The organism is Pseudomonas sp. LBUM1644, from assembly GCF_059716195.1.
The window spans coordinates 2,201,521-2,214,453 of the sequence record NZ_CP166812.1 but is presented as its reverse complement, the minus strand read 5'-3'; the positions used below and the strand labels follow the sequence as shown (position 1 = coordinate 2,214,453).

Sequence of the window (12,933 nt, the reverse complement as noted above, 5' to 3'; positions counted from 1 at the left end):
CCTGCAAGAGATTGGTCGGCTGTCAGGTCGCCACGATCAAGGTCAAAAGATCGCAGCCTGCGGCAGCTCCTACAGAGTCAAAAGCAGATCGGCGTACACCTGCTTCTCACCACTCAACAGGCCGAGCGTTAGCTCGCCTGCAGCTTTTGATCTTGATCTGGCTTTGCCGCCCCGTCGGGAGGCCGAGCGGAGGTGTCCATCCGGGGAGTGGCGCGCAGCGCCGATCGACGCAGTCGAACACGCTGCATGTAGGTCGTCGCGAAGCAGACCGGAGGGCAGTGTCCCCGGATGGATACCGGAGCGAGGGAACGCCGAGCCCAGGCGAGGGGCCGGACGCTTGGGGCGAGCGTTTTTTTTGCTTACTTTTTTTAGGCGCTTGTAAAAAAAGTGAGTCGCCGTAAGGGCGAAACCCTAGGTGGCCGTTACCGCGAGAACGGATATGTACACCTGAAAGAGACAGGTCGGCTATCAGGCCGCCTTCGCGAGCAAGCCCGCTCCCACAGTTGATCTGGGTACATCTGTAAGAACGTGGTCGGCTGTCAGGCCGCCACGATCAAGGTCAAAAGATCGCAGCCTGCGGCAGCTCCTACGGGTCAACCTTGTTCTGGGTCAGATAACGGTCGAGCGTCTCATTCGCCGGCGCCGAATTATCCCCCGCCACCTGCCACAAATGCTGCTCGATCCCCTGGGCCAACATATGCCCCACCGCCGCTTCGATCGCCGACAGCACACACAGTTGCGCCGGCTCGTTAGTGGTGTAGCCAACCTCAGCCTCAAGCAACTTCTTGAACTCGATAAACTTGAACACCCCGGCACTGCGGGCCACAGAGTAGATGGTCTTGCTGGTCATCACGTTGGCCAACACCTGCCCACTGCGCACATCCACCGCCCGCAGATTCACCGTCACCTGATCCACCCGATACTCCCGGGAAATATCGATGCCCAGATAACGCGCCCCTTCCCCGCCGCTGCGTACGTTGGTGTCATACGCAATGATCCCGCCCTCAAGCATCATGTTCGCCGCTTGCAACGGCGGCAGCTCAGCCTGGATGTTCACCGGCGTATTAGGCTTTTTCTGCGAGGCACGAATGATCTTGCGCTCGGTCAACAGGTTCTGCAGCCCTTCACGTTCCAGCACCACGAACCAGCCGCTGGCCTGCAAGGCGTCCATCAGCATGCTCGCCGCGCCCTGAGTCACGCTGGTGGAAAACGAACTGGCCGGGGTCGGTTTGTACTGCCCGGTCTGATCACGGAAACCGTACACCACCGCCATCAACCGGCCCTTGGGTCGTGGCATGTTCAGCAAGTCGTAGTAAGTCGAGGCCCTGGGGGTCAGGGTCGGGGTTTCGGTGTCTTGCTCGGCCCCCATCGGCTCGCGCAGACTGCACCCTTGCAATGTCGCCAACATCAGCCCTAGCAGAATTATTTTTTTCATGTCCTTAACTCCCCATCGACCCGATTCCCCGTCAAGGGGTGAGGCCATTCACCTTGATTTCCGACACTTCACCCGTCGCCCGGTCGGTCACTTCAATCGTCAGCGCACCCGAGTCGTCGACGACGTTGACAATAAAGGCGTCGGTGGACAGGCTCCCGGTATTGCCGGTCGAGATGTTGTCCAGCAACTGCCCCAGCAACCTCGATTGCAACTGACTGCTAAAACGCTCGAGGGCTGACGTCCCCGTGATGCTCGCGCGGTCCTTCAAATCCGGATCGTCGTAGTCGTTCTGCGCCTGGGCATTGTTGAGCAGCCAGGTGCCGTTCAACGGGTTGCCGCCGAATGACGGATTGATGGGCGTGTAGACCAGCTCCGTGGCCTGGACCAGGCCGCAGCTGGCGACCCCGAGCAACCACATGCCCGTGCGCTGCGAGAAAGCTCTCGTGTTCATAGTTCGTCCCTCTCAAGGTCGGTGGTGTCCTGCAACAAGGCTTCCAGCTTGCGCCGCACGATCTCCATGCGAACCAGATCGGCCGCCTCGTAGGCCTCATCCTTCAACTCCACGGTGTTCGGCGGCAGGAAGCGCCGATAAACCAGTCGCTGCTGAAATTCCACGGTCACCAGGCTGCCCCAGCGTGCCGAAGGTCGTTCACGCACCACCAGGTTGAAATCCATCGGACTGGTAGCGCGCAGGCGTTCACTGAACGAGTAGTAAAAGTCGTGGCCGATGTGCGAGATCGTGTCATCGATGATGAAGCCCAGCATTTCGTCCTCTTCGCCGGCCGACGCCACAGAGGCCGATAACACCAGGATCAACGCCACGCAGAATCGGTTCATGGCTGCAACGCCTGAGGTGTTTTGCTCTGGCCTTTCGCCGGCCCGGCCCCACCCTCGAGGAAGGCTTTTTCGGCGACAAACTGCCAGTCCTTGTAACTCGCCATGCCAGTGAAGTCGGACCACTGGCTGGGGAAATCTGTCTGTTTGAGCGGCTTGTCCGTGGAGGAACTGTTAAGGCCGGTAACGCGCCCGTCAAAGCCGCGCATCAGCACCCAGTCGCCACCGCTGATCGGGTCCGGGTACAGCTGGCGCAGATGATGTTTCGGGTTGGGAAAACGCTCGTCCTGCAACAGGTCTTCCAGTGCCTTCGGGTACTGGGCCAAGCCTGGCGAACTGCGGTAGTAACTGCGCAATGCCTGGGCGTATTGGGTGCCGACCCAGAGCAATTGGCGCTCGCGATCCCGGCGCGACGCAGTGGCCCACAACTCACCGGCGCTGGCCAGGCCCATGCCCATGACCATGATCAGGAACAGCACGCCCAGGTAAGTGAAACCGGCCTCGTTCGAAGGCTTACCACTCGGAATAAAGACTGCCATCACGCGCCCTCCCTGTGGCGCCACTTTTGATATCGGCCACCCCGCCCGCCACACCCTCAGGTGGCGCGACCATGACCCAGGTGTCCTTGCGTTCGGCAATCGGGTCCATCGGCGGGTTGCGCAGGTAACGCTGCTCGACCAGTTGCTCGATGGAATCGGGATAACGCCCGGTGTCGCCGTAGTAGTGATCCAGTGCCTCACGCATCGCCGACAGGCTCTGGCGCAAGGTGGTCTCTTTCGAGGCCTCGAGGCTGTTGAAATAGCGGGGCAAGGCAATGGTCATCAGGGTCGCGATGATTGCCATGACCACCATCAATTCCAACAGGGTAAAACCTTTTTGCCGACGCATAGGCTCACCACTCGCGGTAGTTGATTCCGTTGAGCCCCTTGCCCCGGGCCTTGGAGTAAACGTCAAAGACGTCTTCCCCTTCCCGTGGGTTTTGAGCCGTACTGTCATAGGAACGCAGGCCCCAACCGCCGTCGTCGTCACGCTTGACCGGTGCCAGCGGGTCATGGGGCACGCGCCGCAGGAAGTAGAACTTGGCGCCCTTGGCGCTGCGCACATCGCGTACGCCTTCGACCAGCACTTTCAGGTTCGGCGGATAGCCGCTGGCTTCCAGCGACTTCTCGATGTAACCCGCATCGAACGCGCGCTTGTAGGCGTCGATGGCGTCGCGAATCTGGTACAGCGCCGCGCGCAAATCCTGCTCTTTGCCCCGGCGCACCACGGTCTCGGTCAGCGGCGCGGCCATGCCGGCCAACAGGCCGACCAAGGCCAGCGTCACCACGACTTCGATCAGGGTAAAACCGCGTTGCGAGGCGTTCATGATCAAGGTTTCTCAACGACGGCGTGGGTGGACGCAACCGGAGTCGTCATGACCTCGGTGTGAATCGCCGTGTCCATCGAGCGATCAGGCGCCTGAATGTGCATGCTGGTTTCGGTGCCGGTCGGGAACTCCATGTCCGACGGGCTCTGGTACGGCAGGTTGCGCACGATCCGCGGAGTGATCGACAGCACCAGTTCCGATTTGCTGACGTTGTCCTTGTTGCTGCCGAACAACCGGCCCAGCCCGGGAATGTCACCAAGGCCCGGGATCTTGTTGCCGGTGGCGCCGTGGTCGTTGCGCATCAGGCCGGCCAGGATCTGGGTTTCGCCGTCATGCAGGCGCAGGGTGGTCTGGGCGTTACGGGTGTCGACCTGCACCGGGATCGTACCCTGGCGGGTCGGTTCCAGCGGCGTGGCGTTACTGACTTCCAGCGCAATCTTGATCGCCACTTCATTGTTCAAGTGCACGGTCGGCTGCACTTCGAGCTTCAGACCGACGTCCAGGTACGTCACGCTTTCGGTAATCACCGGGCCCTGGGTCGACGGCACCGAAGTGGCGCTGATGATCGGCACGCGCTGACCAATGTGGATGCGCGCCTGTTCACGGTTGCTGACACGAATCACCGGGCTGGCCAGGGTGTTGATGTCGTTGTCCTGGGCGTTGATCTTGGCCTGCGGCGACGGCGAAATGGTGATCCGGCTGGAGTCGATGCCTTTCAGTTGATTGAGCAGCGACACCGGCGAACCGTCGCTGTTGACCACGCCGAAGGTGTTCGGCCATTGCAGCCCGAGGTCGAGAATCCGTTGCGTGGCGACTTCCATCACCTCCACTTCCAGCACCACTTCCGGGTTGGACTGGTCCTGGGATTGCAGGAGTTTTTCGGCCATGCGCACGGCGTCTTCGGTGTCGCGCATGGTCAGGGTATTGAGGCGTTCATCGACGAACACATCACGGGTCTTGAGCATGGTCTTGATCATGTTCAGCGCGGTGTTCGCATCAATGCTGGTCAGGTAGAACGTGCGCATCACCAGCTCTTGATAATCCTTGAGCTTCTGCGGCGAGTCGGGGTAGATCAGCAAGGTGTTTTCGTTCACCACTTTTTGGTGCAACTGGTTCTGTTGCAGCAGCAGTGCCACGGCGTCTTCAATGCGCACGTCGCGCACGAAGATGGTGGCTTTCATGTCCGGGCGCAGGTCCTTGTCGAAGATGAAGTTCAAACCGGCAACCTGCGACAGCACCTCGAAAATGGTTTTCAGGTTGGCGTCGCGAAATTCCAGGGTCACTGGCCGCTCAAGACGGGTTTTCAGTTGAGGGTAAGGCACCACGTTGCGGCTTTGTACCAGGCGGATGCTGCCTTGCAGCTCCAGCGCACCTTCATTTTGCGGGTCCAGTTCGAGCATCTGTTTCACCTGACGGTCGGCGCCGTAGATGTCACCGCGACGCAGGTCGCCACGGGCCAGTTCGAGTTTTTCGTCCTGGTTGCGCATGTGTTCGAGCTGGCGCAGTGCGTCCTGGGCGCGGCGGTTGTTCGGTTCGAGGTTCAACACCCGGCCATATTCCAGACGGGCAGAAGCGAAATCACGCTGGGCGCGATCCAGGTCGGCCTGGGTCAACAGCGCCGTTACCGCGCGGGCCCGACCGCTGGTCAGGGCCAGGTGCAGCTCGGTGTCCCGTGGGTTTTCCTTGAGCCCTTCCTGGATACGTGCCAGTCCGGCTTCGTACTGTCCGGACTCCATCAGGTCGCTCGCCTCTTGTTTGGCGACCTGCGCCGAACTGCACGCGGCCAGCCCTACGCAGACGCAGACAAGGCTCATCAGCAAACGGGATTTGTTCATTGCGTGCTCCCCACAGACAAAGTCTGAGACAAATGCAGAGGCAGGTAGACAAAGCTGAGTTCCACATCGGAAATCCGTTCGATCCGCCAGGTGTCGTCGATCACATCCCCTTTGCGCACGACGTATATTTTTTCGCCGCTCTGCAAAAACACTTGCAGGTCGGAACGGTCATCCAGCTTGCCAACGAACTGGAAAGGCATCGGTGGCACGCTAGGGGCTTGCACCACCGGGGTCAGGTTGACGGGTTGTTCGTTGACGCTGGCCAGCACCGGCGCAGCCTTCCAGCTGCGGGCGGCGAACAGGTCGCCGGCGGGGCTGAGGTCCTTGATCACGGCCGGTGTTTTGCCGGCAACGGCGACGGCCTGGGCACTCGCGGCTTTGCGCTTGGCGGGCGTGGCCACGGCAGCGACCGACACATCGCCATCGTCTGCCTGTTTGAAGTAGTCGGGGCCCCAGGTCAGCGCTGCCGCCACGCCGAAGAACGCCATCCAACCTGCTACGCGTTTGGTATTCATCATGACCTCGACAGGTAAAGGGTCATGCGGATCCGCCCGGTCAGGTCGGTCTCGGCGATTTTTTTACGCTGAAACTCCACGTCCTCCACCACCACCGCCGGCAACTGGCCGAGCAAGGCGTGCAGGAAGCGCCGCAGTTGCGGATAGCTGCCGCGCACCGGCAGCAGAATCTGATACCGCGCCAGATGGGTCTTGGGGTCGATACCCAGGGAATATTCACCGCGTGCCAGGGTGATGTGTTCCTGGGCCGCCAGCGCGTAGATCTTGTCGATGGCCACGGTGGCCTGCGGCTGGGACGGCAACTTGCTGCGGAAATCGTCGAGCTGGCGTTGCGGCACCACCGGAGGGGCGATGCTGCCGTCCTCGACCTTGGCCAGGTATTCGCTGGCTTCGCGGGTGTCCTGGCTGAGCTGTTGCAGCGACTGCCAGTCCGGCAGCAAACCTGCCAATGCGTAGCTCAGCGCGAGCAGCAACATTGCCAGCCCTGCCAGGCCAGGCACGCCCAGGCCTTGCAGGTATTCGTGGATGATCAATCTAGGGATTCGCATCGCCAATCTCCCAGCTAGCCGACAGGTTGAATTGAACCGGGTGCTCCGGCACGTTGGCGACGATTTCGTGGCTCAGCAGCGACACATCGGACAGCTCGTCGCTGGCTTCGAGGCGTTGGTGAAACTCAAGCATCGCTTCCAGATCCCGCGCTTCGGCAGTGATCCGCACCTGGCCTTTGCGGGCGTCCGGGGTCAGGGTCAGCAAGGCGATGTCGTCGCGGGGCATGGCTTCGAGCATGGCGAACAGGCGTTCCCATGGCCGGCGCAGTTGCTGCGACACTTTGCGCATCTCCGCCAGGTTTTGCGCTTGTTCACGGGTTTCCGCCGGTGTCAGGCTGACCTTGCCGCCGCCGTCACCGGTGAGGACGCGCTGGGTGGTTTGCAAATGGCCTTGCTGTTGCGCGGACTGTTCACTGACGTGCTGCTGGACCAGGAAGCAGGCCAACGTCAGTACCAAACCGCCGGTCAACAGGCTCCAGCCCAAGGGGCCCGAGCGGCGTTGCGGCTGGAAATCGAGCATAAGGGCGCGCATGTCAGGCCACCGCCCGGGACATGACGTACAGGCAATCGTGTACGGATGTCCGGTCTTCTTCGAGGGTGCGCAAGTGCACGCCGGGTACCTCAGGAGGTGAGTCGATCCGCGCCGGCGCGTGCAGGTAGACATTCAGCGGCCGCTCACTGGTGGACGCCTGCAATTGGTTTTCGCGACCGATCAGTGCGGTCAGCGCGGCGTCGCTGTCGCTGCTGCCCACCGAACGCACCGCCGTCCAGCGCCCTTCCCGGGCCAGCAGCAATACGCTGCGTACCGGCTCGGCGACCACAAACAGGAAGTCGCCGGCATCAAAGCTCTTGTCGAAATGATTGAACGCCGCCATCAGGTACGGCTGCACCGATCGCAAGCGCAAGCCGCGCCCGCTGACCAGGCTGCGCAGGCGCAGCAGCAAGTCTTCGGGCAAGGCCGTGGCGATCCGGTCGTAGCCCGCCGGCTCGGCCGACAACACCAGGCTCCAGGGTTGAGTCAGTACGCCGTAAAGGTCTTCGAAGCAGAGCCGGGCAAAACCCAGCAGCTCAACGGGGCTACTGATCTGTTCGCTCCACGGCACCAGGCAGAAGCGGCTGAAGTGCCCCGAGACCACCACACTCAATTCGGCACCCGGACGGGTATGTTCGGCCAGCAGACGGTCGAGGGTGTCCAGGGCCACCGCCCAGGCATGGAAGCCTTCGTCGATGAAACCGACGCTGCCCAGCCACCGGGTTTCGCTGCCTTTGCGCTGGCCCAGGCCGACACCACTGGCGCCAAGCACGGCGACATAACGCTCACGAGATAAAAGTGACACGATTGATCTCCTCGAGCGTGGTACGCCCCTCTTGCACCAGTTCCAGCGCCGACTCGCGCAACAGGCGCAAGCCACGGCTGCACGCCAGGGCCTTGATTTTCGAAATGGGTTGGCGCTCGACAATCATCTGCCGCAGCTCGTCGTCCAGGTGCAGCAACTCGGCAATCGCCGTACGCCCGCGATAACCGGTGCCCCGGCAGTTGCCGCAACCCTTGCCATGAACGAAGTGGAAGTGATCGACTTTTTGCGGGTCGAGCCCCGAAGCGCGCAGTTCCTCGTCGGTCGGGTAGCTCGGCGCACTGCAACTGGTGCAGACCAGCCGGATCAGGCGCTGGGCCAGCACGGCATTGAGCGCGGAGACCAGGCTGTAGGGATCGATTTCCATCTGGGTGAACCGGCCGATCACGTCGAACACGTTGTTGGCGTGAATGGTGGTGAACACCAAGTGCCCGGTCAGCGCCGATTGCACGGCGATTTGCGCGGTGTCGGGGTCACGGATTTCGCCGACCATGATCTTGTCCGGGTCATGGCGCAGGATCGAGCGCAAGCCGCGGGCGAAGGTCAGGCCTTTCTTTTCGTTGACCGGGATTTGCAGCACGCCCGGCAGTTGGTATTCCACCGGGTCTTCAATGGTGATGATCTTTTCCACACCGTGGTTGATCTCGGTGATCATCGCGTACAGCGTGGTGGTCTTGCCGCTGCCGGTGGGGCCGGTCACCAGCACCATGCCGTAGGGTTCAGCCGCCAGCCGCCGTAGATGACGCAGGGTCTCGTCTTCGAAACCCAGGGCCTGCAACTGCACGCCGCAGACCTTGTCCGCCAGGTCCTGTTTGTCGAGGACCCGCAGCACCGCGTCTTCACCGAAAATGCTCGGCATGATCGACACCCGAAAGTCGATCTGCCGGCCACTGATGCCGATCTTGAAGCGACCGTCCTGAGGCACGCGTTTTTCGCCGATGTCCAGTTCGGCCATGACCTTGACCCGGGAAATCACTTGCTCGGCGAACTCGGTGCCCTGGATCTTGCTGATGTTGTTGAGCACCCCATCGATCCTGTACTTGATCACCAGCCCGCTGCCGGTAGTGCCCAGGTGGATATCGCTGGCGTGCATTTTCAGCGCGTCGTAGAGGGTCGAGTTGACCAGCTTGACCACCACGCTGGAGTCTTCGCTGATGCTGGTCAGGGACAGGCTTTGCAGGGTGTCGATTTCGATACTGGCGTCAGCCTGGGCGTTGAGCGATTCCACGGCATGGAAGCTTTCTTCGTGGCGCGCCAGATACGCCTTCAGGTCATCGGTGTGCACCAGATACAGCGGCGCGCCGTGCAGGCAGTCATCGATCCAGGCCAGGCGCGAGGTATCGAAGGGGTCGGCAAAGACGCCGATGACCGCCTCGTCGTGACGCAACAGGATAAATTCGCGCTTGAGGCATTGGGCCAGGGTGACCCGGTCGAATACCGGGGTGGCTTTGAACAGCGTGTCGGTGTCGAGCACCGGATAATGCAGGGTAGCGCCGAGGCACTCGATGAAGGGCATGGGGGCCAGTTCGCACAACACCCCGAGGGCTTCGAGAACCCGTTCGCCGGAAGTGGCTGCACGGGAGCGGGCCTGGGCCAGTTGCTCACTGGAAAAACGAGACGGTACACAATCCAACAGCGCCGGTTCAACGACTAGGGATAGACGGTCCATGGCATGCTCTCCAACGCCGGGGGCTTTGAGCCCTGTCGACGCGGCGAGCGATTACGGCATGTACCGGAACGGCTTGTCGCGCCACTACTCCCCGGTGAGCAATTGTTCGTCGTCTGGTGCCATGGAAGTCGATAAGCTTCGTCGACGTTCTGCCAGCACCCAACTGCCGTCGTACAACTGCAGGGGGAAACTCTCGGTCCTGCTCTGGCGTCGTTCGACAAATCCTTCCGAAATGCTCATGCCTGCTTTGAGTTCGCGCTCCATCCCCAACAGGTCACAGACTGCACGGGCCAATTCCGCCAACGGAAACGGTTTGAACAGGATATGGCTGACTCCCAGTTGCCGGGCCCGCTCACAGACTTCAGCGGTTGGGTGCCCGGTAATCAGCACAAAATGACAGTTCCTGTTCTGGCGGACGGCATCGAGCACCTGAAAGCCTTCCATATCGGGCAAGCGGTAATCGAACACCATCACATCGGGTGCAAAACTCTCGGCCAGGCCGATTGCCAGGGCACCTTCATGAGCTATCCGAACGTCCAGCGCTTGCGCCTGAAGGTAATCCTTGAGGTTTTCTGCAAGGAGCTGTTCGTCTTCGACAACCAGTACTTTGTTTAACAAGGTCGACTCCTTGAAACCGCAGGTCCGATTTTCGAGCCCTGGAGTACGCGCCTTAGTTAGGCTAACGCACACTTCATGCCAGGCTGAGCGCCGGTTTTCTTCCGCTTTATATCGTTGAAATTTATGGGGAAACATTTTCGCACAGGTGCCCCGTCCCCCAAAGGCGGGGAACCACACAGAGTTGTACGCAAGCGTTCCCCCACCATTGGGGGTTAAACACTCATTCGTCGTCAACCCGTTCGATTCGATTGTCTGATCGCAGCCGCGCGAGAACCTTGAGACGAGCATCGGCCTGTTGCTGTCGGGCAAGGTACGCCCTGACCATTTCAAGCCCCTGTTGCTCTGTGACATCGGCCGCCTCCTCATGGTTCTGTAAATAGATCAAATGCCAGCCAACCGGTGTGCGCACGGGCTCACTGACCGCGCCCGGTGCCAGCGTAAATGCCACCGCATCGAATTCCGGCCACATGCGCCCACGGGGGAAATAGCCCAAATCCCCGCCGCCATTGGCCGATTCATCTTCAGAACCGGCCCGGGCGACACTGGCGAAGTCTTCGCCCTGACTGATTTTCACACGCATCTGCATTAAGCGTAGTCGCGCTGCTTCAACTGTGGCGGCATCGGCGCCTTGCGGCACTTTGATCAGGATGTGCCGGGCCTGCGCTTGCTCGGGCCGGCTCATCTCGGCGCGGTGCTCTTCGAAAAATGCGCGGACCTGTTTTTCGTCTGGCTCACTGACCCGGGTGAGTTCGGCAAACACCTGCTGCGCCGCCAGTTCACGACGTGTGTAGTCGACAAAACCCGCTTCGTCAAAACCGGCATCTTCCAGCCGCCGGGCGAACACGTCGGCACCGCCCATGGCCTGCCGGGTCTGCTCGACCTGGCTGTCCACCGTGGCATCGCTGATCACCACCCCGCGCTTGACGGCTTCCTGCCACAACAGTTCCTTGTCGATCAACGCCGTCAGCGCTGCCTGACGCAGTTGCTTGTACGCCTTGGGATTACGGATGTTGCCCACCGCCCGCCCCTGATCCTCCAGGTACTCGGCGAAGTAGCGCTCCAGGCGAAACTCGGAAATTTCCTCGCCATTGACCCGCGCAGCGGCCGGGCCATTGCTGCAAAACGCCATGGGAACCCACATCGTCAGCAGGATCAGCAGGGTGTTGGACTTCATGATCGACCTCCCGTCAGGGCATCGCAGCGTTGGGTTTGTAAGGGGCCACCAGGTAGAAGCGCTGGTCGGGCAAGTCAACGGTGACAATGTGCGCACCGCTCAAGCCCTGGCGCCGGCCTGGGCCGAAACTGATGAGCGGGGTCAGCCCGGTATCGAAATCATGCAAGCCTTCCAGGGCGCTGATGAATTTCTCGCGGCTGGCATCGCGCCCGGCGCGCTTCATGCCTTCGCTGAGCAGCTGCATCGAACTGAACGCGCCGACTTGCAGCACCGAATGCTGGCCGCCGAGCCCCTGATGCTTGCGCAACTGGGTCAGGGCCATGCGTCCGGCCACCGTCCAGTCGCTGGGCACGAACGGATAGGACAGAAACACCCGTCGGGAAAAACCGCTGGGCACCTGCAACAGGTCACCCGCGACCTGGTTCGACGCGGCAAACAGGTAGGGCACCTGCCCGGCCCTCTGCAAGCGCTCGGCGAGGTGGCTGAAATCACCGCCGCAGCCCAGGTAAAACAGCGACCGCGAGCCCAATGGCAGTTCGTCCTTCTCCGAGTCGTAGGCTTTGATGCTGACTTTTTGCCACGCGTGAGCTTGCAGATACTGACCGAGGTCCTTTGCCGCCGATTGTTGGCCGGGCTCGTTCGGGTAGGTGATCACCGTCGGTCCCTGGAGCACCCGAAGCTGGTCGGAGGCGAAGTCGGCCAAGGCGATCAGTTGCTCGCGCAAACCCGGCAGCGGTTCGAAAATCTGTCGACTGGGCTGGGCCGCCCCCAGCAACGACAACGGCCCGATCAGCGGAATACCGGCACGTTCCAGGCGCTCGGCCAGTTCAGTGTCCAGTGCCGGGACCAACGGTGCAATCAGGGCGAACACCTGATCCTGATCGATCAATCGGTCCAGCGCCTGCTCCGCACTGACCCGGTCAGGCCCCGGATCAACTATGGTCAGGCGCAACTGCCGGCCATGAATGCCGCCCGCTTCATTGATGCGCGCCACACTGCCCTTGAGCACCGCCGCCACGGTGGCGCCCTCTTCGCTCAAAGGCCCCTGGCTCGGCAACAAGGTGCCCAGGTGCAGGCTGTCGGGGGTCAGGCCCGGGTCGCGGTCATCGGCCAGGCGCTTGAGGTAGGCCGTGAGGTTGCGCTGATCATTCATCGACAGCACGAATCGCGGCATCGCCGGGTCGAGTCGATTGTAGCCAGGGTCACGGCCCTCCTGAATGGCGCGCGCCAGTGTCGCCTCGGTGTAGGGCGGGTAACTGCGGCCATTGATTTGTTGCTGGCCGTAGGTGCTGCTGAGCCGCGACCAATTGAGTTCCGGTGGCCGCACCCCGCCTTCCGGTCGCCCCAGCCCATCCGCGCCATGGCAATTGGCGCACGGCAGGCTGGTGGCCGGCAGCAGCATTTGTGCCGCGCCGATCCGGGCCATGATCGGTTCACCGCTCCCGGACACCCCCTCGCGATACAGCCGTTTGCCAGCCATTTCGCTGGGGGTCAGCGGCAATGCGTGGGCACGCAGGCTCATGCCGGTGAGGAGCATTAGGCTGAGGACAAAGACGAAGACGCCGTAGGCTTTCATCATGGCGC

The 12,933-nt window shown here is 61.6% G+C and carries 15 protein-coding genes; all 15 read right to left on the bottom strand.

Annotated elements, in window-relative coordinates; translation table 11 throughout:
- Positions 1-586 precede the first annotated feature (586 nt).
- Complete coding sequence (locus ACA052_RS10005; RefSeq protein WP_497649508.1) at positions 587-1,435, bottom strand: CsgG/HfaB family protein; 849 nt, start codon at positions 1,433-1,435, stop codon at positions 587-589.
- A 31-nt stretch (positions 1,436-1,466) separates the two neighbouring features.
- Positions 1,467-1,886, bottom strand: a complete 420-nt coding sequence (locus tag ACA052_RS10000; RefSeq protein WP_497649507.1) for a curli assembly protein CsgF — start codon at positions 1,884-1,886, stop codon at positions 1,467-1,469.
- On the bottom strand, positions 1,883-2,272 hold the full coding sequence (gene csgE, locus ACA052_RS09995) for a curli production assembly/transport protein CsgE (protein WP_497649506.1): 390 nt from the start codon (positions 2,270-2,272) through the stop codon (positions 1,883-1,885). Before csgE ends, ACA052_RS10000 begins: the two co-directional genes overlap by 4 nt.
- On the bottom strand, positions 2,269-2,808 hold the full coding sequence (locus tag ACA052_RS09990; protein WP_497649505.1) for a type II secretion system protein: 540 nt from the start codon (positions 2,806-2,808) through the stop codon (positions 2,269-2,271). Before ACA052_RS09990 ends, csgE begins: the two co-directional genes overlap by 4 nt.
- Positions 2,783-3,157, bottom strand: coding sequence for a type II secretion system protein (locus tag ACA052_RS09985; RefSeq protein WP_497649504.1), 375 nt, complete (start codon positions 3,155-3,157; stop codon positions 2,783-2,785). Before ACA052_RS09985 ends, ACA052_RS09990 begins: the two co-directional genes overlap by 26 nt.
- Before the next feature lie 4 nt (positions 3,158-3,161).
- Positions 3,162-3,635, bottom strand: coding sequence for a type II secretion system protein (locus ACA052_RS09980; RefSeq protein WP_497649503.1), 474 nt, complete (start codon positions 3,633-3,635; stop codon positions 3,162-3,164).
- A 2-nt stretch (positions 3,636-3,637) separates the two neighbouring features.
- Positions 3,638-5,470, bottom strand: a complete 1,833-nt coding sequence (locus ACA052_RS09975) for a secretin GspD/PilQ domain-containing protein (protein ID WP_497649502.1) — start codon at positions 5,468-5,470, stop codon at positions 3,638-3,640.
- On the bottom strand, positions 5,467-5,985 hold the full coding sequence (locus ACA052_RS09970) for a hypothetical protein (protein WP_497649501.1): 519 nt from the start codon (positions 5,983-5,985) through the stop codon (positions 5,467-5,469). The genes ACA052_RS09975 and ACA052_RS09970 overlap by 4 nt, the downstream gene beginning before the upstream one ends.
- Positions 5,985-6,533 (bottom strand): GspMb/PilO family protein, encoded by a 549-nt coding sequence (locus ACA052_RS09965; protein WP_497649500.1) that lies wholly within the window; start codon positions 6,531-6,533, stop codon positions 5,985-5,987. Before ACA052_RS09965 ends, ACA052_RS09970 begins: the two co-directional genes overlap by 1 nt.
- A complete protein-coding gene (locus ACA052_RS09960; protein ID WP_497649499.1) occupies positions 6,520-7,065 on the bottom strand; it encodes a pilus assembly protein in 546 nt (181 codons plus the stop codon). Before ACA052_RS09960 ends, ACA052_RS09965 begins: the two co-directional genes overlap by 14 nt.
- A 1-nt stretch (position 7,066) precedes the next feature.
- A complete protein-coding gene (locus tag ACA052_RS09955) occupies positions 7,067-7,870 on the bottom strand; it encodes a hypothetical protein (protein ID WP_497649498.1) in 804 nt (267 codons plus the stop codon).
- The gene (locus tag ACA052_RS09950) at positions 7,851-9,557 is read right to left on the bottom strand and encodes a GspE/PulE family protein (RefSeq protein ID WP_497649497.1); all 1,707 of its coding nucleotides are present in this window, start codon (positions 9,555-9,557) and stop codon (positions 7,851-7,853) included. Before ACA052_RS09950 ends, ACA052_RS09955 begins: the two co-directional genes overlap by 20 nt.
- Positions 9,558-9,641: 84 nt before the next feature.
- Positions 9,642-10,175 (bottom strand): response regulator, encoded by a 534-nt coding sequence (locus tag ACA052_RS09945; protein ID WP_497649496.1) that lies wholly within the window; start codon positions 10,173-10,175, stop codon positions 9,642-9,644.
- Between the two features lie 220 nt (positions 10,176-10,395).
- Positions 10,396-11,349: a peptidylprolyl isomerase gene (locus ACA052_RS09940; RefSeq protein WP_497649495.1), complete on the bottom strand. Its 954-nt coding sequence runs from the start codon at positions 11,347-11,349 to the stop codon at positions 10,396-10,398.
- A gap of 13 nt (positions 11,350-11,362) precedes the next feature.
- On the bottom strand, positions 11,363-12,928 hold the full coding sequence (locus ACA052_RS09935) for a cytochrome c/ABC transporter substrate-binding protein (RefSeq protein ID WP_497649494.1): 1,566 nt from the start codon (positions 12,926-12,928) through the stop codon (positions 11,363-11,365).
- Positions 12,929-12,933 lie beyond the last annotated feature (5 nt).